20 protein-coding genes are annotated in these 19,521 nt (G+C 64.6%); 8 read left to right on the top strand and 12 right to left on the bottom strand.

Annotated elements, in window-relative coordinates; translation table 11 throughout:
• Window positions 1-126: 126 nt before the first annotated feature.
• A complete protein-coding gene (locus tag IVA87_RS24080; RefSeq protein ID WP_247307966.1) occupies window positions 127-2,967 on the top strand; it encodes a tetratricopeptide repeat protein in 2,841 nt (946 codons plus the stop codon).
• 29 nt (window positions 2,968-2,996) lie between these two features.
• On the opposite strand, the gene IVA87_RS24085 is transcribed toward IVA87_RS24080, so the two are convergent.
• On the bottom strand, window positions 2,997-3,668 hold the full coding sequence (locus tag IVA87_RS24085) for a response regulator transcription factor (protein ID WP_247307965.1): 672 nt from the start codon (window positions 3,666-3,668) through the stop codon (window positions 2,997-2,999).
• A gap of 339 nt (window positions 3,669-4,007) precedes the next feature.
• On the opposite strand from IVA87_RS24085, the gene IVA87_RS24090 reads away from it, so the two are divergent.
• On the top strand, window positions 4,008-5,633 hold the full coding sequence (locus tag IVA87_RS24090; protein WP_247281744.1) for an MFS transporter: 1,626 nt from the start codon (window positions 4,008-4,010) through the stop codon (window positions 5,631-5,633).
• Between the two features lie 61 nt (window positions 5,634-5,694).
• Here the strand turns inward: IVA87_RS24090 and IVA87_RS24095 are convergent, their stop codons facing one another.
• Together IVA87_RS24095 and IVA87_RS24100 are read right to left on the bottom strand one after the other, a co-directional pair.
• Window positions 5,695-6,168, bottom strand: a complete 474-nt coding sequence (locus IVA87_RS24095) for a secondary thiamine-phosphate synthase enzyme YjbQ (protein ID WP_247307959.1) — start codon at window positions 6,166-6,168, stop codon at window positions 5,695-5,697.
• Between the two features lie 145 nt (window positions 6,169-6,313).
• Complete coding sequence (locus IVA87_RS24100) at window positions 6,314-6,835, bottom strand: hypothetical protein (protein WP_247307956.1); 522 nt, start codon at window positions 6,833-6,835, stop codon at window positions 6,314-6,316.
• Between the two features lie 358 nt (window positions 6,836-7,193).
• On the opposite strand from IVA87_RS24100, the gene IVA87_RS24105 reads away from it, so the two are divergent.
• The 5 genes from IVA87_RS24105 to IVA87_RS24125 all read left to right on the top strand — a co-directional run bounded on the left by IVA87_RS24105 (window position 7,194) and on the right by IVA87_RS24125 (window position 9,832).
• Window positions 7,194-7,568 (top strand): AtpZ/AtpI family protein, encoded by a 375-nt coding sequence (locus IVA87_RS24105; protein WP_247281747.1) that lies wholly within the window; start codon window positions 7,194-7,196, stop codon window positions 7,566-7,568.
• Window positions 7,569-7,678: 110 nt separating this feature from the next.
• Window positions 7,679-8,428 (top strand): F0F1 ATP synthase subunit A, encoded by a 750-nt coding sequence (locus IVA87_RS24110; protein ID WP_247307951.1) that lies wholly within the window; start codon window positions 7,679-7,681, stop codon window positions 8,426-8,428.
• Between the two features lie 52 nt (window positions 8,429-8,480).
• Window positions 8,481-8,711: a F0F1 ATP synthase subunit C gene (locus tag IVA87_RS24115; RefSeq protein WP_007599451.1), complete on the top strand. Its 231-nt coding sequence runs from the start codon at window positions 8,481-8,483 to the stop codon at window positions 8,709-8,711.
• Between the two features lie 66 nt (window positions 8,712-8,777).
• Complete coding sequence (locus IVA87_RS24120; protein ID WP_247307948.1) at window positions 8,778-9,341, top strand: F0F1 ATP synthase subunit B; 564 nt, start codon at window positions 8,778-8,780, stop codon at window positions 9,339-9,341.
• A gap of 5 nt (window positions 9,342-9,346) precedes the next feature.
• Window positions 9,347-9,832: an ATP F0F1 synthase subunit B gene (locus IVA87_RS24125; RefSeq protein WP_247335304.1), complete on the top strand. Its 486-nt coding sequence runs from the start codon at window positions 9,347-9,349 to the stop codon at window positions 9,830-9,832.
• A gap of 213 nt (window positions 9,833-10,045) precedes the next feature.
• Here IVA87_RS24125 and IVA87_RS24130 read toward each other — a convergent pair whose 3' ends face one another.
• The 5 genes from IVA87_RS24130 to IVA87_RS24150 form a co-directional block, all read right to left on the bottom strand.
• Complete coding sequence (locus IVA87_RS24130) at window positions 10,046-10,696, bottom strand: hypothetical protein (RefSeq protein WP_247307942.1); 651 nt, start codon at window positions 10,694-10,696, stop codon at window positions 10,046-10,048.
• Window positions 10,697-10,842: 146 nt separating this feature from the next.
• On the bottom strand, window positions 10,843-11,430 hold the full coding sequence (locus IVA87_RS24135; protein ID WP_247281752.1) for a GNAT family protein: 588 nt from the start codon (window positions 11,428-11,430) through the stop codon (window positions 10,843-10,845).
• 40 nt (window positions 11,431-11,470) lie between these two features.
• On the bottom strand, window positions 11,471-12,760 hold the full coding sequence (locus IVA87_RS24140) for a pitrilysin family protein (protein WP_247281753.1): 1,290 nt from the start codon (window positions 12,758-12,760) through the stop codon (window positions 11,471-11,473).
• Window positions 12,757-14,175 (bottom strand): threonine synthase, encoded by a 1,419-nt coding sequence (thrC, locus tag IVA87_RS24145; protein WP_247307919.1) that lies wholly within the window; start codon window positions 14,173-14,175, stop codon window positions 12,757-12,759. Before thrC ends, IVA87_RS24140 begins: the two co-directional genes overlap by 4 nt.
• A 546-nt stretch (window positions 14,176-14,721) precedes the next feature.
• The gene (locus IVA87_RS24150; RefSeq protein WP_247307918.1) at window positions 14,722-15,366 is read right to left on the bottom strand and encodes a response regulator transcription factor; all 645 of its coding nucleotides are present in this window, start codon (window positions 15,364-15,366) and stop codon (window positions 14,722-14,724) included.
• An 87-nt stretch (window positions 15,367-15,453) separates the two neighbouring features.
• Between IVA87_RS24150 and IVA87_RS24155 the strand changes: the two genes are divergently transcribed.
• Window positions 15,454-16,788 (top strand): histidine kinase, encoded by a 1,335-nt coding sequence (locus IVA87_RS24155; RefSeq protein WP_247307914.1) that lies wholly within the window; start codon window positions 15,454-15,456, stop codon window positions 16,786-16,788.
• Window positions 16,789-16,842: 54 nt separating this feature from the next.
• Here IVA87_RS24155 and IVA87_RS24160 read toward each other — a convergent pair whose 3' ends face one another.
• The 4 genes from IVA87_RS24160 to IVA87_RS24175 form a co-directional block, all read right to left on the bottom strand.
• Entirely contained in the window at window positions 16,843-17,208 is a 366-nt protein-coding gene (locus tag IVA87_RS24160; RefSeq protein ID WP_247307911.1) for a nuclear transport factor 2 family protein, read from the bottom strand.
• Between the two features lie 105 nt (window positions 17,209-17,313).
• Window positions 17,314-18,075 carry an SURF1 family cytochrome oxidase biogenesis protein gene (locus IVA87_RS24165; RefSeq protein ID WP_247307909.1) on the bottom strand — a complete coding sequence of 254 codons (762 nt, stop codon included), beginning with the start codon at window positions 18,073-18,075 and terminating at the stop codon, window positions 17,314-17,316.
• Window positions 18,072-18,473 carry a DUF983 domain-containing protein gene (locus IVA87_RS24170; RefSeq protein WP_247307906.1) on the bottom strand — a complete coding sequence of 134 codons (402 nt, stop codon included), beginning with the start codon at window positions 18,471-18,473 and terminating at the stop codon, window positions 18,072-18,074. Before IVA87_RS24170 ends, IVA87_RS24165 begins: the two co-directional genes overlap by 4 nt.
• A gap of 99 nt (window positions 18,474-18,572) precedes the next feature.
• Window positions 18,573-19,469 carry a cytochrome c oxidase subunit 3 gene (locus tag IVA87_RS24175; RefSeq protein ID WP_247281760.1) on the bottom strand — a complete coding sequence of 299 codons (897 nt, stop codon included), beginning with the start codon at window positions 19,467-19,469 and terminating at the stop codon, window positions 18,573-18,575.
• Between the last annotated feature and the right edge of the window lie 52 nt (window positions 19,470-19,521).

The raw sequence follows: 19,521 nt of genomic DNA on the forward strand, positions 1-19,521 counted from the left end.
GTTGTGAGGTCTCAGCTCGCTCGCCTCACAAGGGCTGCATCCACGGTCTGATGCCGATGCAGGCAGGCGCCTTGCTGGATCGCAGCCATCTGCTACCGGGTCCATTGGAAAGCATCAGGATTCGTCATGACTGAACCGGCCGGGTCTGCGGCAAAAACCCTATCGTTCGGGCCATTCACCGTGACACCGCACGCAAGGATGGTGACGCGCGACGGCGTCGCGCTGCCGCTCGGCGCGAAAGCCTTCGACCTGCTCATCGCGCTGATGTCGCGGCCGAACGAGGTCGTCAGCAAGTGGGATCTGATGGCGCTGGTGTGGCCCGGCCTGACCGTGGAAGAAGCCAGTTTGCGCTTTCAAATCGCAGCCCTTCGCAAGGCGCTCGGCGACGGCAGGGACGGCGCACGCTACATCACCACGCTCTCCGGCCGCGGTTATTGCTTTGTGGCGCCGATCTCGCGGGCGGCCATCCCGGCAGAGCGGCGCCTGGCATCGCGAGGCGGCCTGTCGCCGGTGAAGCTGCCGAACCGGCTGCAACGGATGGTCGGACGCGACGATGCGATCGCCGCCGTCTCGGACAAGCTCATCGCCTCGCGCTTCGTCACGATCGCCGGTCCCGGCGGCGTCGGCAAGACGGCCGTGGCGGTCGCGATCGCTCATGACCTGCTCGAGACCTTCGCCGATGCCGCACACTTCGTCGATCTTGCCGCGCTCAGCGATCCCGATCTCGTGATCACCTCGATCCTGCTGATGCTGGGCTTGCCGGCGCAGACCGACGATCCTTTACCCGCGCTGCTCGCGCACCTCGGTAACAAGAGGATGCTGCTGATCCTCGACAATTGCGAGCACGTCATCGCTGCTGTGGCCCCGCTGGCTGCGGAGATCTTCCACGCCGCGCCGCATGTCCATATCCTGGCCACGAGCCGCGAAGCCCTACGCGTCGAGGGCGAGCAAGTCTATCGATTGGCGCCGCTCGCTGTTCCGCCGGATGGCTCAAGACTAACAGTCGCTGCGGCGCGGACCTATCCCGCACTTCAACTCTTCCTCGAACGTGCCACGGCCAGCGGCGCGCAGATCGCGCTCGACGATGCCAATGCCGCGATCATCGCAAGGATTTGCCGCACGCTCGACGGCATGGCCCTGGCGATCGAGCTCGCCGCCGGCCGGGTCGAGGCCTATGGCCTGGAGCAGACGGCTACGCTGCTAGACGAACGCCTCAATCTGCTCTGGCAGGGCCAGCGCACCGCGCCGCCGCGGCAGAAGACGTTGCAGGCGACCCTGGACTGGAGCTACGGGCTCCTGACCGACACCGAGCGCCTGGTGCTGCGCCGACTTGCGGTGTTCGCCGGGCACTTCACCATCGACGCGGCGCTCGAGGTCGTCCCGGACGAACGCGTCGATCGCTCCCACCTGTTCGACGCCATCGACAGCCTCGTCGCCAAGTCCATGGTGGCGCCGCGACCGATTGGCGCCATGATGCGCTACCGGCTGCTCGACACCACGCGCGCCTATTTGCTCGAGATCGAGCCGAACGACGCGGGGCTCGCCGGACGCCATGCCACCTACTACCGGCAATGGCTGGAGCAGGCAGGCTCGACCTGGGCCACCGTGCCGAGCGCCGACGAACGGGCGATCCACCTCTCCGCACTTCACAACGTGCGCGCCGCGCTGGATTGGTGCTTCGGCACGGACGGCAACGTCGGCATCGGCATGGCGCTCGTCGCTGCGGCGGCACCGATCTTCCTCGCAATGTCGCTCTTGATCGAATGCCGGCGCTGGTCGGAGCGGGCGCTGCTTGCGATCGATCCGTCCTCGCGCGGTAGCGCCGAGGAAATGCACATCCAGGCTGCCCTCGGCCTCACCTTGATGTTCACGCGGGGCGGCAGCGAAGCGGCGCGCGCCGCCTTGAGCCGGAGCCTTGCGATCGCCGAGGGCCGTTGCGACGAGATCAACCAGCTCCAACTGCTCGGCCGCATGCATATCTTCCACGAGCGGATGGGAGAGTTCGATGCCGCACTCCGTTACGCCCAGCAGAGCCTCACCGTTGCCGAGGCGCTCGGCGATGCGGCTTCGACCGCACTTGCCCATTCGCTTCTGGGCGTCTCGCTGCATCTGGCCGGCGAGCATCACGATGCGCTGACCATGCTGGAGGCTGCCTGGCTGGGGCCAGGCACGGAACGGATCAGCACGGTCTACGGCTTCGATCATCGCAACCGGGCCGGCATTTCGCTTGCACGAGAGCTTTGGTTGCAGGGCCGGCCGGCGCAGGCGCAGCAGCTGGCGCGACAGACGGTCACCGAAGCCGCGCAAATGGATCATCCGATCACGCTCTGCATCGCGCTGATCTGGGCGGTTTCGATCGACCTCTGGAACGGAGACCTCGACGACGCGGAAGCGAACATCGACCGCTTCATCGCACACGCCGAATCGCGCTCGATGGGCCCGTATCTCGCGGTCGGCCGCGGCGTCAAAGGCGAGCTGGCAATCCGGCGGGGAAACGCCGCTGACGGCCTCGAGACGATCAGGGCTTGTCTGCACGAGCTCCACGATGCCCGCTACGAGCTGCTCACTACGACCTTCAACGCCGCGATGGTTCAGGGCTTCTTGGCAATCGGACAGATCGAGCAGGGTGCGCGCCTGGTCGACGAGGCGATTCGCCTTGTCGAGCGAGGCGGCGACCACCTCTACATGCCTGAGCTGCTGCGCATGAAGGGCAGAGTCCTGTTGTCGCTGCCAGAGCCCAACGCTGAGCAAGCAGAAGCCCATTTCATGCAGTCGCTGGATTTGAGCCGCCACAGAGGTGCAAAAGCCTGGGAGCTGCGGGCGGCCATCGATCTCGCCGAGATCCTTGCGGAACGGGGCCGGCGAGAGCACGCGAAACGCCTGCTTCAATCAGCGCTCGATGGCTTCGCCAAGGGCTCCGAGACGACGGATATCACCGCCGCTAACAGGCTGCTGGCGATGATGTAGGCCGGACTGTGCGCACCCCCGGGGACGCTTCACCCCGTCGGCGTGCCCTGCTTCCACTGGCCACCGGCGATCTTCGCGGCGGCGATGACGGCTTGAGTGCGGCTCTCGACCCCGAGCTTTTGCAGGATGGCCGAGACGTGCGCCTTGATGGTGGCCTCGGAGACGCCGAGCTCATAGGCGATCTGCTTGTTGAGGAGGCCCTCCGACAGCATCATCAGGACCCGGACCTGTTGCGGCGTCAGCGTCACCAGACGGTCGCGCAGGCGCGTCATGTCGGGGTCGGCGGCGGCCGACAGATCGGTGTCCGCGGGAACCCAGACGTCGCCCTCCATCACCTTGAGAATGGCGTCGCGCAGCGTCTCGACGCCGAAACGCTTGGGGATGAAGCCGGAGGCGCCAAAATCGAGCGAGCGGCGAATCGTGGCGCTGTCGTCGGAAGCCGAGACGATCACGACCGGAATCGCCGGGTATTGCGCCCGTAGATAGATAAGGCCGGAAAAGCCGGAGATCCCAGGCATCGAGAGGTCGAGTAGGACCAGATCCACGTCGGAGGCCTGTTCCAGCAGCTTGGTCAGCTCCTCGAACGATCCGGCCTCGTCGATCCTGGCCGAAGTCAGGACGCCCGCCACCGCCTGCCGCAGCGCGTCGCGGAACAGCGGATGATCATCGGCAATGACGAGATGGGTTGAGGGAGCGTTCATCGTTCTCTTGCTGTCGTTCGCGGCGGGAGGCGTGTCAACGCCGCGGCGGTCAATTCTTCCCCGAGCGGCCATGGCATGCAAGTGCACATTATCCCTTTGTCGCAAAGGGGTTAATCCCAGCCTTTACGGTTGCGCACCGGCGCCCGAGACCGGAGCGTCAGGCGCGGGTCAGTGCGCAAAGCCGAAAGTCGTATTGGGGCGGGTTTCACGCCGATGTTACCTTGCAAGCAAGACCTGGATTGATCCGGCACGTCCGGGCATCTGGGGCGCGAGGAAACGCATTTCGGGGAGCGACTCAACATGTCGACAATGGCAGTGTCTCAGACGGGCGCGGGAGGGATGACGAAGGACGAACGGTTCGTCATTCTCGCCTCCTCGCTCGGTACCGTCTTCGAATGGTACGACTTCTACCTCTACGGTTCGTTGGCGAGCATCATCGGCGCCCAGTTCTTCTCGGCCTATCCGCCCGCAACCCGCGACATCTTCGCGCTGCTGGCCTTCGCCGCCGGCTTCCTGGTGCGCCCGTTCGGCGCGATCGTGTTCGGCCGCATCGGCGACATCGTCGGCCGCAAATACACCTTCCTCGTCACCATCCTGATCATGGGTCTGTCGACCTTCATCGTCGGCCTGCTGCCCAACGCGGCGACCATCGGCATCGCGGCTCCGATCATCCTGATCGCGCTGCGCCTCGCCCAGGGTCTGGCGCTCGGCGGCGAGTATGGCGGTGCGGCGACTTATGTCGCGGAGCACGCCCCGAACGGCAAGCGCGGCTACTACACCTCCTTCATCCAGACCACGGCGACGCTCGGCCTGTTCCTGTCGCTGCTGGTGATCCTGTTCACCCGTACCGCGACCGGCGAAGCCGATTTTGCGGCCTGGGGCTGGCGCATCCCGTTCCTGGTCTCCGTGCTGCTGCTTGGCATCTCGGTCTGGATCCGGCTGCGTCTCAATGAGTCGCCGATCTTCCAGAAGATGAAGGACGAGGGGAAGAGCTCGAAGGCGCCGCTGACGGAGGCCTTCGGCAACTGGCAGAACGGCAAGCTCGTGCTGCTCGCCCTGCTCGGCGGCGTGATGGGCCAGGGCGTGGTCTGGTACACCGGCCAATTCTATGCGCTGTTCTTCCTGCAATCGATCCTGAAGGTCGACGGCTACACCGCCAACCTCCTGATCGCCTGGTCGCTGCTGCTCGGTACCGGCTTCTTCATCGTGTTCGGCATCCTCTCCGACAAGATCGGCCGCAAGCCGATTATCCTCGGCGGCTGCCTGATCGCGGCGCTGACCTTCTTCCCCATCTTCAAGATGATCACCACCAACGCCAATCCGGCGCTGGAAAAGGCCATCGAGCAGACCAAGGTCGAGGTGGTGGCAGATCCAAAAGGCTGCGGCGACCTGTTCAACCCGGTCGGCACCCGCGTCTTCACCGCGCCTTGCGACACCGCACGCGCCTTCCTGTCGCAGTCGTCGGTCAAGTACTCGACCACACCAGGCCCGGCCGGCTCCGGCGTGAAGGTCATGGTGAACGGCAAGGAGGTTCCGTACACGAACGCCAAGGACAGCAACCCGGCCGTCCTCGCCGCCGTGCAGGCCGCCGGTTACCCGAAGGCGGGCGATGCGGGTATCGTGAAGATGGCGCACCCGTTCGACATCTTCCGCCCGCAGGTGGCGGCAGTCGTCGGGCTGTTGTTCATTCTGGTGGTGTTCGTCACCATGGTGTACGGCCCGATCGCGGCGATGCTGGTCGAACTATTCCCGACCCGCATCCGCTACACCTCGATGTCGCTGCCCTACCACATCGGCAACGGCTGGTTCGGCGGCCTCCTGCCCGCGACCGCCTTCGCCATCGTGGCCTCGACGGGCGATATCTATGCAGGTCTCTGGTATCCGGTCATCTTCGCGTCCATCACCGTGGTGATCGGCTTCCTGTTCCTGCCCGAGACCAAGGACGTCGATATCAAGGCGACCTGATCGAAAGCACAGTCGACAACACGAACCGGCCGCGGTCTCCGCGGCCGGTTTTGTTTTGTCCCTACTGATGGCTGCCGACGAATTGCAGCACGATCTCGCGCCGATGCGGCCGGCTGCGATGTTCGATCAGGTAGATCGCCTGCCAGGTGCCGAGCGCGAGCTTGCCTTTCAGGACTGGCACCTGAAGCGAGGTCCCCGTCAGCATCGTCTTGACGTGCGCCGGCATGTCGTCCGGCCCCTCGGTGTCATGCGTCCACCCGGCATTCTCCGGTGCAAGCCGGGACAGCGCCGTGGTGAGATCGACGAGCACGGACGGATCGGCGTTCTCCTGAATCGTCAGCGAGGCCGAGGTGTGGCGGATGAACAATGTCAGCGCGCCCTCACGCGCGTGCGCTTCGGCGATGAACCTGGCTGCCTCGCTGGTCAGATCGGTGAAGCCGCGGCCGGGCGTCTGCACGGTGAGCAGCGACGATGCGAGCGTGGTGGTTTGCACGAATGATGGCGCCGAACGCGTTACGGATTTGCCTGATGTCATCAAGAGCCTCTCGTCGTCCTGGCGAAGGCCGGCGAAAGCCAGGACCCATTACCCCGAATGCTCGTGATGGCGAAAAGTGGCAATTCGCGTCGAGAAAAACAGAGAGGCTGCGGCACGGCTTCAGGACGACCTCGAAGGAGCCGAATCAAATCTTCCCCGACACGTCCTTCTGCACGCGGTTGGCCATGTCGATCAGCCGGCGCCAGGCCCTTTCCAGGAACGACATCACGCGGTCGACATCCTGGTCGCTCGGCAGCGGGATCTCGATCTTGCGCTCGCCCTCGGCGGCCTTCGGCTCCGCCTTCTTGAGCGGATCGGATTTCGGCAGCGGCTCGTCGACCTTGCCCGATACGGTCGGCCCAGCCGCGAGCTGGCCCTTCAGCTTCTCGACTTCGGCCTGAAGCCGGCCGATTTCGGTATCGAGCGCGGCCCGTTCGTCCGGCAAGGCGTAGCAGGCCCAGCCGGCGCCGTTCTTGGTGCAGGTCGACATGGTGCCGGTGCGGGTGTCGAGCCGCAACACGCCCTCCGGGATCGGCGTCATGCTGTAGCGGCCGTTTTCGCTGTCAGGAGCGGATTGCGCGGCGACGAAGCCGCCGCTGACGACCATCACCACGGCGAACGTCGCTACCGCAAACCATGATGTTGTGGATGACGTCACAGGTCTCATCTTGCGCTCCGCCACGACGTGCAGGTGGCACTTTCGCAATTCTACACCCCGCCGAGGCAATCCGCCGCCCAAAACGCACCACCGATATCAACGACCGCGACCGTCCCTTGATCCCGGCAGCGCGGCGAAATGGCGGCTGCATTCGTCGATCATGCGGAGAGCTGCTGCGGTGCGGCGTCACGCTGTGTGCAGCACTGCTGTGCGCGCCAATATCAGCAAAGAAATCAGACACATAACGGAAAGCGACGCAATCGTGACTTGGCTTGACTTGATAATAGGCCATCAGTATGGTCCGCGCGGCTTTTGAGGGTGGCGGGCGTAATTTCCATTCAGCCGCGGCGTTTCGGGTCTTCGTTGCATGACACAGGGCACGGAGCACGGCGGGAATGGAGATCGCGATAGATCGTCCGAGGAAGCTGCGCTTTCCGAACGGCTCGGAAATCTTGATCAACGCTTGTCCGAACTTCGGGACCGGCGGAGCAAGACCGAGCAACCCGCAGGTGACGGTGAAGACGGAGCGGCCAGAGCCTCGGCGATGGCGCTTGGTTTCCGGTTATCCTCGGAGTTGATCGCCGGCGTCGTTGTCGGAGCGGGGATTGGCTGGGGGTTCGACCGCTTGCTGTCGACGTCGCCTTTCGGATTTATCGTGTTCCTGCTGCTGGGCTTCGTCGCCGGCGTGGTGAATGTGGTGAGAACGGCGGGCGCGGGTCAAAACAGGCGCGGTGGTTCTTAAGCGATCCGCCCAGCAGAGGAATGATCGTGCCGGCTTTGCCGGTACGGGCCGGCCCGGCCGGCAGACCGAGACCCGCCGGCATTGCCGGCAGACCAAGAGATGCCGCGCTGATGAAAATCGACCCGATCCACCAGTTCAACATCGAGCCTCTCTTCACCCTGGGCCATATCGGCAATCATACGATCGCCTTCACCAATTCGTCGCTTTACATGCTGGTGGCGGTCGCGATCATCTCGATCCTGATGCTCGCCAGCGGCACGCAGCTGGTTCCCGGACGCCTCCAGTCCGTCGCTGAAATCTCCTACGAATTCGTCGCCTCGACCATCCGTTCGACGGCCGGCGCGGAAGGCATGAAGTTCTTCCCGCTGATCTTCTCGCTGTTCATGTTCATCTGCGTCTCGAATCTGGTGGGCATCATCCCCTACACCTTCACGGTGTCGAGCCACCTGATCGTCACCGCGGCGCTCGCGCTCCTGGTGTTCTTCACCGTCCTGATCTACGGCCTCTACAAGAACGGCCTGAAATTCTTCAAGATTTTCGTTCCCCACGGCGTCCCCATCTACATCCTGCCGCTGGTCATGTTCATCGAGGTCCTGTCGTTCTTCCTGCGGCCGGTCTCCCACAGCGTCCGCCTCTTCGCCAACATGTTGGCCGGCCACATCGCGCTGAAGGTGTTCGCCGGCTTCGTCGCCATGCTCGGCTTCTCGCTCGGCGCCCTCGGCTGGGTCGGCGGCGTGCTGCCGCTGGCGCTCACGGTCGCGCTGACCTCGCTCGAGATCCTGGTCGCGTTCCTTCAGGCCTATGTGTTCGCGATCCTGACCTGCATCTATCTCAACGACGCCATTCATCCAGGACACTGAGCGGTCCGGGGAATTTCCACCCACAACCCATCTTTCTTCCAAGGAGACTAAAATGGATCCGGCAGCAGCAAAACTTATCGGCGCGGGCATCGCGTGCATCGGCATGGGCGGTGCGGGCGTCGGCGTGGGCGTGATCTTCGGCAATTACCTCGCCGCAGCCGTTCGCAATCCGTCGGCGGCTCAGGGCCAGTTCGGTAACCTGATCTTCGGCTTCGCCGTGACCGAAGCGCTCGGCATCTTCTCGCTGCTGATCGCGCTGCTGCTGCTGTTCGTTCCGCTCTGAGAACGACGTTTTTTCGCGCCGTTCCAGCCTCTGGGACGGCGCGCGTGACAGCAACAGGAGAACTCCATGGCTGAGAGTCATGGCGGCGCGAAAGGTCCGGCGAGCGCTCACACCGAGGCTGACGGTGGTCACCACGGTGGCGGTTTTCCGCCGTTCGAGAGCAGCAGCTTTGCTTCGCAGCTGGTGTCGCTCGCGATCTTCTTCGTCCTGCTTTACGTGATCGTGTCCAAGCTCGCTCTGCCGCGCGTCGGCGGTGTGATTGAGGCGCGGCAGAACAAAATCGAGGGCGACCTCGCCGAAGCGCAGAAGCTGAGGGACCAGTCCGACGCGGCGCTGAAGGCCTATGAAAGCGAGCTCGCTTCGGCGCGCATGCGGGCACAGGCGATCGGCAACGAATCCCGCGACAAGGCGAATGCGCAGGCGGATGCCGAGCGCAAGGCGCTGGAAGAGCAATTGGCGGCCAAGCTGGCCGGGGCGGAGAAGACCATCGCCTCGACCCGCGCCGCCGCCATGAGCAACGTCCGCGGCATCGCGGCGGATGCGGCAGGCCAGATCGTGCAGCAGCTCACGGGCGTCGTTCCCGATGCAGCGTCGGTCAATGCCGCGGTCGACGCGTCCTTGAAGGGTTAGTTGAGATGTTCTTCGAACCTGAATTTTGGGTCGCCGTCGCCTTCGTGATCCTGATGGTCGTGTTCGGCTATCTCGGGATCTTCAAGACGGCGATGACCGCGCTTGACCATCGCGCCGATCGCATCAAGGCCGAGCTCGACGACGCGGCGCGCCTCAAGCAGGAGGCGGCCAAGGTGCTCGCCGACTACAAGGCGCGCAGCGCCATGGCCGAGCGCGAGGCTGCCGACATCATCGCCAATGCCAGGGCCGAAGCCGAGCGAATCGCAGCCGACGCCAAGGCGAAGATGGAAGACTTCGTCGCCCGCCGGACCAAGACCGCGGAGAGCAAGATCGCGCTCGCCGAGGCCCAGGCGCTGGCCGATGTCCGAGCCGCAGCCGCGGAAGCCGCCGTTCAGGCCGCTTCCACGATCCTGTCGCAGTCGGTCAAGGGCCAGGTCGCCGACGACCTGCTCGCCAGGGGCATCAACGAAGTCCGGCAGAAGCTGAACTGAGAACTCTGCCTTCACCACTCAAAAGCCGGCGCGATGAGCGCCGGCTTTTTTGTTGGCCGATCTATAGCCACAAGTCCGGTGTCATGCCCCGCGCAGGCGAGGCAACCAGTACGCCGCGACCTCTCGATAGATCACTCACCTCTCTGGAATACTGGATCGCCCGCCTTTGCGGGTGATGACAGCCGTAATTGTAGTGACAGCCGACCTTGAACCCTACTTCTTCTTCCGTCCCTTCGGCTCGGGCGCGAGCGCCTGCGGGTCGAAGCCGACATAGAAGATGTAGGAATCGGCGGCCGCGGCCGAGGGCATCGGGTAGGCCAGATCTTCGGCCACGAACGTGAAGGGCACGCTGCCGCCCTCCGACATCTCGACCGTGGTCCGGTAGGCCTTTGAGGCGATCACCTTCTCGCCGACGCCGCCCTGCACCACGGCAACACGCAAGGGGACCTCGACCGTCGCAGGCGCGCCGGCGGGACCGGCGATGACACGGCCCTGGATTCCGATCCGCGCGGTGATATCGCCGCCGCTCCGGGCGCATTCGCGCGCCATCTTGGTGATTGTGGCCTGGAAGCGGATGTCGTTGCCGACAGCCTGCTTGCCGCTCGCGCCGACCGCATAAGTCGAGGCGCCGGCGCGCACCGTGACCTGCGGGCAATCAACGTCGTCGTCGGCCGGCTGGCCGGGCGCGGGCGGCGGCTTGGGCTGGGCCGGTTCGTCGGACTTGCCGCCGAACAGGCTCTTGAAGCGGTCGCTCAAGGACTGGGCCGCCACCGGCGAGACAGACGCGAGCGCAACCGACAACGTCAAAGCTACCACCGTCCCCCGCCGCAACGCATTTCGCGACGACCGAAGCTCCTTCACCATCAACACCCATACTCCATGACAGCACTCCGGCCGATCGCTGGCCAGCCCGCGCCGTTATATCGCCAAAATCGGCGAACCCAAGGCAGGCAAATTACGGCAGCAAACAAGGCGAGACGATCAAGACTTTGGCCGCAGGACGTGGCGGCTCAACCGCGAAAATCCTCATGCAGCAGGCCGAACAGCAGGTGGTCCTGCCAGATCCCGTTGATGCAGAGATAGCGGCGCGCCAGCCCCTCCCGCGAGAAGCCGCACTTCTCCAGCACCCGGATCGATGGTGCATTGGTGGGGATGCAGGCGGCCTCGACGCGGTGCAGGTTGAGCTCGCCGAACAGCGTCGGCAGCAGCACCCGCAGCGCAGCGGTCATGTAGCCGCGATGGGCGTAGGGCTGCCCAACCCAGTAGCCGATGGTGCCTGCCTGCACGATGCCGCGCCGGACATTGGCCAGCGTGATGCCGCCGACCATGGCGCCGTCGAGTTCGCGGAAGATCAGAAAGGGATAGGACCGGTCCGCGGCAATGTCCTCGGAATAGCGGCGCAAGCGGCGGCGAAAGCCGGACCGGGTGAGATCGTCCGACGGCCAGATCGGCTCCCAGGGGGTGAGGTAGTCGCGGCTACTTTCGCGCAAGTGAGCCCATTGCAGGAAGTCCGACATCTGCGGGGCGCGCAGCAACAGCCCGTTGCCGCGCGGCGCGAGGGCGGCGGGTCCACTGGATGGCAGGCGGAACAGGGCCATGGTGATGCTTCCCGGAGCGGGCGCCCCTGGGCGACGGCTCTTAATGCAGCCGCGCCTTGGCACGCGCCCGCGTCAATCCTTCCGCAAAAGATACCGCGGTGTCCAGACCCCTGCCACTGCCCAATGCAACAACCGCAGGGCGGCTGCGCGAAAGCAGCGCACGCGCGGCATCCCGGGTCGATTCGACGCTGACGGCGTCGATCCGGGCCACCAGCTCCTGCACCGTCTGCGGCCGGCCATAAGCCAGCACATGCCGGGCGAGCTGTTCGGCGCGGGAGGAGCAGCTCTCCAATGCCATCAGCAGGCCCGCCTTCATCTGCGCCTTGGCACGCGCGATCTCGGCCTCGGTCAGGGTCTCCACCGAATCATTCATGACATCGACCACGACCTCCATCATCTCCGGCGCGTCGGCGGGATCGGTGCCGGTGTAGAGGCCGAAGAAGCCGGTGTCGGTGTAGGGCGCGTGGAAGCTGTAGATGGAGTAGCAGAGGCCGCGCTTCTCGCGCACCTCCTGGAACAGCCGCGACGACATCCCACCGCCGAGAATGTTGGTGAAGACCTGGAGCGAGAACAGCGAGAGGTCGGTCTGCGGCACCCCTTCGAGCGCCAACGTCAGATGCGCCTGCTCGAGCTCGCGGTGGACCACCTTGGCGCCGCCCTTGCCGAACTGGGCGGATTGCGGCTTCGGTCCCGGTGTCGCCTCGAAGCTCGCGAAGCGCTGCTCGACCTCGGCGACCACCTGCTTGTGATCGACCGCGCCGGCGGCGGCCACCACCATGTCGGGCCCGCGATAATGCGTCGACAGATAGCCGCGGAGCATGTCGCGGTTGAAGCCGCGCAGCGTCTTGGCGGTGCCGAGCAGCGAGCGACCCATCGGCTGGTCGGGATAGCAGAGCTCGTTGAGATGCTCGAACACGACGTCGTCGGGTGTGTCCTGCGCAGCCCCGATCTCCTGCACGATGACGTTCTTCTCGCGCTCCAGCTCGTCCGGCTCGAAGGCAGGATTGGCGAGAATGTCGGCGAGCACGTCGAGCGCGAGCGGCACGTCGGCCTTCAGCACCCGCGCGTAGTAGGACGTGGTCTCGGTCGAGGTGCCGGCATTGAGATCACCGCCGACCGCCTCGATCTCCTCGACGATCTCGCGCGAGGAGCGCTTGGTCGTACCCTTGAACGCCATGTGCTCCAGGAGATGCGAGATGCCATGCTCGTTCGGCTTCTCGTCGCGCCCGCCGACCCCGGCCCAGACGCCGAGCGCCGCAGTCTCGAGATGTGGCATTTTGTCGGTGACGACGGTGAGGCCGGAAGCAAGCTTGGAAATCTCGACGCTCATCCGGCAACTCCTTGCTTTGCGGCGCGGCTGATCGACAGCACGAACCGCTCGACCTCGGCCTGATCGTTCTTCATCACCTTCACGTGTTCGGATTTAGTCATCAATCCGTCGAGCCAGGCGGGCAGTTGCGGCCGCTGGCCGCAGGCCGCCTCGACCGCGTCGGGGAATTTGGCCGGATGGGCCGTAGAGAGCACGATGCTCGGGACCGTCGTGTCGGTGGTGTCGCGGTCCGCGACCGCCAGCGCCACCGCGGTATGGGGATCGACCAGCTCGCCCGCCTCGCGCCAGGCGGCGCGGATTGCGGCCGCGGTTTCGGTCTCGTCGGCACGGCCTGCGTCGAACACCTCGCGGATCGCGGCCAGCGTGGCATCGGGCAGCACGAAACGCCCCGACTGCTTCAGTGAATCCATCAGGCGGCGCACGCCCGCCGCATCGCGCCGGCCGGCCTCGAACAGCAGCCGCTCGAAATTCGAGGAGATCTGGATGTCCATCGACGGCGAGGCCGTGGCGTGCACTTCGCGCACCTCGTAGATCCCGGTCTTGAGCGTGCGGGCCAGGATGTCGTTGACGTTGGCGGCGATGTGCAGCGTGCGCACCGACAGCCCCATGCGCTTGGCGACGTAGCCGGCAAAGATGTCGCCGAAATTGCCGGTCGGCACGACGAAATCCACCGCGCGCGCCGGTGCACCGACGGCAACGGCCGACGTGAAATAGTAGACCACCTGGGCGACGATACGCGCCCAGTTGATCGAGTTGACGCCGGACAGCGACGTCGCATCGCGAAAGCGATGGTTGTTGAACATTCCCTTCACGAGCGCCTGGCAGTCGTCGAAAGTGCCTTCGACGGCGAGCGCATGCACATTGGCCGCACCAGTCGTCGTCATCATCCGCTGCTGGACCTCGGAGATGCGGCCATGCGGGAACAGCACGATCAGGTCGACATTCTCCAGACCCGCAAAGGCTTCGACCGCGGCGCCGCCGGTATCGCCGGAGGTTGCGACCACGATGGTGGTGCGCTGGCCGCGCTTGGCGAGCACATGGTCCATCAGCCGCGAGATCAGCTGCATCGCCACGTCCTTGAAGGCGAGCGTCGGGCCGTGGAACAGCTCGAGCACGAACTGGTGCGGCGACATCTGGCGCAGCGGCACCACCGCGGGATGGCGGAAGGTGGCATAGGCCTCGTTGGCCATGCGGCCAAGCTCGGCGTCCGTGATCTCGCCGCCCGCGAAGGGGCGAATCACGTCGACCGCGACCTCCCAATAGGCGCGGCCGAAGAAGCCGGCGATGGTCTGCGCCGAAAGCTGCGGCCAAACGGCCGGCACGTACAGGCCGCCATCGCGGGCTAGCCCGGTCAGCATCACGTCGCAGAAGCCGAGTTCGGGGGCTTCGCCCCGGGTCGAGATATAACGAGTCAAACTGCCCTCCAAAGGCCAACCGAGTCTGAGCTCGCTCGTTAAGCCTTTGATTTTACGAAATTACTTGTTAACAGCCAGAGGCGTTGAGCCACCATAAAGTGTTTTGCGGCATCGGGAAACCGCTTCCGCTCGCCCCGCAGCCCAATGAAAAAGGGCTGCGGCATTGCCGCAGCCCTTCTCTTGGAAGGTCTGTCGTTGTGTGCAGACCGATTGCCTCGTCGGGTCGTTCGACCCGCTAAACTGTTCACCCAAGCTTTCGTCAGCTGTCGTCAAATCGTCAAGAGCCAAAACGGCAGGCGGCGGAAAATGTTCCTGTTTTTCCCGCCGTGCTCAGGGCCTTCTTTCGCGGATATGAGCAATGACTTGCGTGATATTGCCGTCTTTTCCCGAACCTTTGGCCTGCCCTGGGGAACGAATGCCGTGGCGACCGATTGGGTCGGCGGACGGTGCCGGCCATCGCCCATGCATTGCCCGGCTGATGGCGACGCCGATCCGTCGACCGAACCGCTGCCTCCTGGAGCAGCCGGTTCGGTCGTTGGCGACAGGTCAATTCATCCCGATTTCCACTGCGATCCGGATCAGGTCGGAATGGTTCTTGGCCCCTAACTTCTGCTTGAGCAGGGACGTCGTGTTCGCCACGGTCTTGTAGGAGATGCCGAGCGCCTTGGCGACCTCGACGATTTTGTCGCCGCGTCCGAGCAGGCGAAGAATCTCGAGCTCCCGCGGCGTCATCTGCGAGGCTGGATTGGCCTTGATTGCGGCACCGGAAAACGTCACGGCTTCCGCAAGCTGCGGAGAAATGAAATTGTCGCCCGCGACCACTTTGCGCACCGCTTTCAGCAGTATCCTGGGATCGTCACCCTTGGAGACATAGCCCTGGGCCCCAAGCTCGACCGCCCGCACCACGAAGGCCGGATCATCGTTCATGCTGAACATGATGATCTTGGCGTCCGGATCGTCCTTCCGAATGCGTCGCATCAGCTCGAAGCCCGAGACATCAGGCAGGCTGATGTCGATCACGGTAACATCGGGCCGCTTGCTGACATAGGCGCGGTGCCCGGATTTGGCATCGTTCGCCTCGTCGATACGGATCGACTGGTCGGACGCGAACAGGGTGCGGCAACCGGACAGCACCACAGGGTGGTCGTCGACGATCAGGACCTTGGTTGCCGGCTTGGCGGTATCTTGCATCGCAGGCTCACTTGCTTTCTCGACTCATAGACCGGCGGGAACAAATGGAAAGAGAGAATTCCGTCAAAACACGTTAGAATTGACCTAATGTGGCAACGACTCTCGTTCAGGACGCAACTGTTTCTTCCGCTCGGCGCGAGCCTTCTCGCGGCACTGATCCTGGGCGGCGTGCTGCTTCAGACCTTCGCAGGGGGCCAGCTCGTTGAGGAGAATGAGCCGGGCCGGCGTTCGACCCGGGCCATCGCCACCGCGCTCAACAACACGCTGCGCGCTTCCGACAATCCACGGCGGACGCTCGATGCGTTTGTCCAATCGTTGGACACCTCCTCTGATATCCAATTCCGTTCCGTGGAAGCGGGTCCCGCGCGCTCCCCGAAGGACGACCCGCGCACGCCGCATAGCGTGCCGCAATGGTTCATCGACCTGATCACCATCCCCGAGATGGACGCGGCATCCCCGGTGACGATCGACGGCGAGCGTGTCGGCGATATCGTCTTCGTGCCCGACCTGTCCGCCGAGCTGTTCGAGAAATGGATCGGCTTCCTCGCGCTCACCGGCCTGATCGCCGGGCTGATGGCGCTTACCGGAACCATCGCCTACGTCCTGGCGGCGTCGGCGCTACGCCCCCTACAACAGCTCGGCGAAGGACTGACGCGGATGCGACGCGGCGACTACACAAAGCCGATCCCGGTGGCAGGGCCGCCGGAGATCCGGCAGAGCTGCGCGGCGGCGAACGCGCTGGCGGGGACGTTGGCGCAACTAAGCCAGGACAATCGCGACCTGTTGCATCGGCTGGTGTCGCTTCAGGACGATGAGCGGCGCGACCTCGCCCGCGAATTGCACGACGAACTCGGCCCGCTTCTGTTCGGCATCCGCGCCGGCGCGGTCGCGCTGATCGAGGCCGCGCCTGCCGTGGGAAATCTCGGCAATTCGGTGCAGGAGGTGCTGCAATCGGTCGAGGCGCTCCAGCAGGCCAACCGCCGTATTCTCGACCGGCTGCGGCCGCTCTATGTTGAGGAACTGGGCCTCGCAAGCAGCGTCCAGACACTGCTTCAAAACTTTCGCAAGCAGGCACCGCATATCGGTCTGACGGACACGATTGACCCCGGTCTCAACGGACTAGACGGGCCGCTGGCGCGGACCGTCTATCGGTTGATCCAGGAGGCGCTGACCAACGTGCTGCGCCATGCCAAAGCGAGCAACGCCCATGTGCAGACGACCATCACCGGTGAGACGCTCGTCATCGAGATCTCCGACGATGGCGGCGGCTTTCCCGCCGACAACGTCTTTGGCCGGGGCCTGACCGGCATGCATGAGCGCGTTCGCGCGCTCAGCGGATCGCTGTCACTGCTGCGCGCGAATGAACGAACCTATGTCCGATGCCGTCTTCCGGCTGCGCCAACCCGGGAGGCGCCGGTCTAGCTGAGCATGATCTTTTCGGAAAACCGCTACACACTTTTCCGGATCATGCCCTAGCTAGCACGCGCAGCCAACATGCGCGTTCTGTCGCGCCGGCTCGCACAGCGTGCTGCGGATCTTGCCTTCCGTGCTGAAGCGAAACGAGGCGCGAATGCGCAGCGCGCCAGCGATGGAATATTCGAGATCGACGCCGTTGGACACTGGATCGATCTCTTCCAGCCTGAAGCCCGCCGACGACAAGGCGCCAAGTCGCGGCCTCCAATAGCTTTCGAGCTCGCTTCGGCCGCGATGGCGCTGCGTTCCGTTGCAGATACATTCAAGCTCGGCGTCGTCCGCATATAGATCGAGCAGCGCCGCGAGGTCGCCCTTGCGGCAGGCATCTACCCAGTCAACGACAATTCCCATCTGGTCGAAATCGCTCACGCTGCAATCCTGTTCTGCCGCGGACACCAGGGGCGGCTTAGGACCACACTCGTGAATGTGCGCTGAACGGTAAAGCCCGGACGATACCGGGTTCCCTCGGTTGATCTACGGATGAGTTCGGTCTTGCCGCCCCCTCGCCCACACCGCGAAGGCGATCAGCAGGGCGCCCGCGAGCGTGAACCAGGTGATCGCGTATTGCAGGTGATCGTCTTTCAGATGCACGTCGAGCGGACCGGGACGTGGAACGCCGTTCTCGGGCACCGGCTGCTCGAGGTCGACATAGAACGGCGCAACCGTTCCCCAGCCGAGCGCGCTCGCGATTGCCAGATGATCGCGCACGAACCAGAGCCGCTTCTCGCGGTTCTCCGCAGGTGTCAGCCAGCCCGGTGCTTCCGGGAACCTGAGATAGCCGGTGAGCACGACCGGCTGGCCCGTGACGAGCTGCTTCACCGCGCGATCCTCGACGCCGCGATCCTGCATCGTGTTCTCGACGAAGCCGGCATCGATCACGACCATCTCGCCGCTCGGAAGCCGCGCCGGCAGGAACGCCCAGGTGCCGGGACCGGAGGCGTCCTTGCGCACGGCCGAGCCGGAGGAATAGACCATCGCATCGGGCAGCGGGACGTAAGTTGCAGAGAAGCTGACGCGGCGGAATTCGTCGCGCGCGCGATTGAGCGCCGCCCATTGCGCGGGCGCCGGCAGCGCGACCGGCGCGGTCGCAAGCCGTTCGGTGAGAGCAGCGATCAGCTCGTGCTTGGCTGTCCGGCGCTGCAATTGCCAGAAGCCAAGCCCGACGAACACTGCCGTCAGGAGCAGCGTGAACAGCGCAAAGCCGGCCACGCGAGGCTTGCGCACGGTCCGGTTCATTTCGCGCGGTCGATGAGTCGGCCCGGCGCCGCCTTGTGGTGGAATTGCAGCGCGATCAGCAGCGACTTCATCGCGCGCAGCGGCAAAAGCGTGGTGGCGAGAATCAGCGGCAGCCAGAGCACCGCGTGCAGCCAGAACGGCGGCTGATACTTGACCTCGACGACGAGCGCGCAGCCGACCACGATCGCGCCGGCCAGCATGATGATGAAGATCGCCGGACCGTCACCGGTATCGATGAAAGCATAGTCGAGACCGCAGCGCTCGCAGCGAGGCGCGAGTGTCAGGAAGCCCGCATAGAGCTTGCCCTCGCCGCAGCGCGGACATTTGCAGGCGAGCCCGCGCAGCGCGCTTTGCAGGACCGTGGTTTGAGACTCCGATGGGCCGGCGATGTCGTTCATGATGGCAAACTCTATCACAGTTTCGGCCAAGGCTTCCGGCGGCCGGAAAGCGAAAGGGCGGCCCTGCGGCCGCCCTTTCTGAATCATCTGCCTCGCAGCTCAGTGCGCGCCGTGAGCCATGGTCTCGGCGCCGTGTCCCCAGACATAGATGCAAAGGAACAGGAAGAGCCAGACCACGTCGACGAAGTGCCAGTACCAGGCGGCGAACTCGAAGCCGAGATGCTGGGTCGGCGTGAAGTGGCCGGCATAGGCGCGAAACAGGCAGACCAGCAGGAAGATGGTGCCGACCAGCACGTGGAAGCCATGGAAGCCGGTCGCCATGAAGAAGGTCGCACCATAGACGTTGCCGCCGAACGAGAACGCCGCGTGGCTGTACTCATAGGCCTGCACGCAGGTGAAGAGCGCACCCAGCACGACGGTGAGGATCAGGCCGTATTTCAGACCCTGGCGGTCATTCTCGAGCAGCGCATGGTGCGCCCAGGTTACCGTGGTGCCGGAGGTGAGCAGGATCAACGTGTTCAGGAGCGGCAGATGCCAGGGATCGAAGGTCTCGATGCCCTTCGGCGGCCAGGTGCCGGGAACGGAGCAGGCGCCGGCCTGCGTGCCAAGGCCGCAGCCGAACACCGCATCACGCGTGGCATGGACGGCGTCAGCCGGGAACAGCGCGGCGTTGAAATAGGCCCAGAACCAGGCCACGAAGAACATCACCTCGGAGGCGATGAACAGGATCATGCCGTAGCGGTGATGGAGCTGCACGACGCGGGTGTGGTCGCCCTTGTACTGGGCTTCCTTGATCACGTCGCCCCACCAGCTCGCCATGGTGTAGAGCACGCCGACGGTGCCCACACCGAACACGATCGGCGCAGCCGAGAACATGTGGTGCATCCAGGCGATCGCGCCAACCGCCATGATGAAGGCCGACAGCGAACCGACGGCCGGCCAGGGAGAGGGATCGACCAGATGGTAGTCGTGATGCTTGGTGTGCGCCGTTGCCATTTGCGGTCTCTCTCCTCAATCCCGTGCCTGTCAGGCACTTATCCCCTTGCGT

Source organism: Bradyrhizobium sp. 147, assembly GCF_023073935.1.
Taxonomy (GTDB): domain Bacteria; phylum Pseudomonadota; class Alphaproteobacteria; order Rhizobiales; family Xanthobacteraceae; genus Bradyrhizobium.

Bases quoted from the DNA above. Each gene is read 5' to 3' on its own strand.
- IVA87_RS24085 (WP_247307965.1), bottom strand. From the start codon at position 3,668: ATGAACGCTCCCTCAACCCATCTCGTCATTGCCGATGATCATCCGCTG.
- IVA87_RS24135 (WP_247281752.1), bottom strand. From the start codon at position 11,430: ATGGCCCTGTTCCGCCTGCCATCCAGTGGACCCGCCGCCCTCGCGCCG.
- IVA87_RS24125 (WP_247335304.1), top strand. From the start codon at position 9,347: ATGTTCTTCGAACCTGAATTTTGGGTCGCCGTCGCCTTCGTGATCCTG.
- IVA87_RS24120 (WP_247307948.1), top strand. From the start codon at position 8,778: ATGGCTGAGAGTCATGGCGGCGCGAAAGGTCCGGCGAGCGCTCACACC.
- IVA87_RS24080 (WP_247307966.1), top strand. From the start codon at position 127: ATGACTGAACCGGCCGGGTCTGCGGCAAAAACCCTATCGTTCGGGCCA.
- IVA87_RS24095 (WP_247307959.1), bottom strand. From the start codon at position 6,168: ATGACATCAGGCAAATCCGTAACGCGTTCGGCGCCATCATTCGTGCAA.
- IVA87_RS24150 (WP_247307918.1), bottom strand. From the start codon at position 15,366: ATGCAAGATACCGCCAAGCCGGCAACCAAGGTCCTGATCGTCGACGAC.
- IVA87_RS24165 (WP_247307909.1), bottom strand. From the start codon at position 18,075: ATGAACCGGACCGTGCGCAAGCCTCGCGTGGCCGGCTTTGCGCTGTTC.
- IVA87_RS24175 (WP_247281760.1), bottom strand. From the start codon at position 19,469: ATGGCAACGGCGCACACCAAGCATCACGACTACCATCTGGTCGATCCC.
- IVA87_RS24110 (WP_247307951.1), top strand. From the start codon at position 7,679: ATGAAAATCGACCCGATCCACCAGTTCAACATCGAGCCTCTCTTCACC.
- IVA87_RS24090 (WP_247281744.1), top strand. From the start codon at position 4,008: ATGACGAAGGACGAACGGTTCGTCATTCTCGCCTCCTCGCTCGGTACC.
- IVA87_RS24140 (WP_247281753.1), bottom strand. From the start codon at position 12,760: ATGAGCGTCGAGATTTCCAAGCTTGCTTCCGGCCTCACCGTCGTCACC.
- IVA87_RS24130 (WP_247307942.1), bottom strand. From the start codon at position 10,696: ATGGTGAAGGAGCTTCGGTCGTCGCGAAATGCGTTGCGGCGGGGGACG.
- IVA87_RS24115 (WP_007599451.1), top strand. From the start codon at position 8,481: ATGGATCCGGCAGCAGCAAAACTTATCGGCGCGGGCATCGCGTGCATC.
- IVA87_RS24170 (WP_247307906.1), bottom strand. From the start codon at position 18,473: ATGAACGACATCGCCGGCCCATCGGAGTCTCAAACCACGGTCCTGCAA.
- IVA87_RS24105 (WP_247281747.1), top strand. From the start codon at position 7,194: ATGACACAGGGCACGGAGCACGGCGGGAATGGAGATCGCGATAGATCG.
- IVA87_RS24100 (WP_247307956.1), bottom strand. From the start codon at position 6,835: ATGAGACCTGTGACGTCATCCACAACATCATGGTTTGCGGTAGCGACG.
- IVA87_RS24155 (WP_247307914.1), top strand. From the start codon at position 15,454: ATGTGGCAACGACTCTCGTTCAGGACGCAACTGTTTCTTCCGCTCGGC.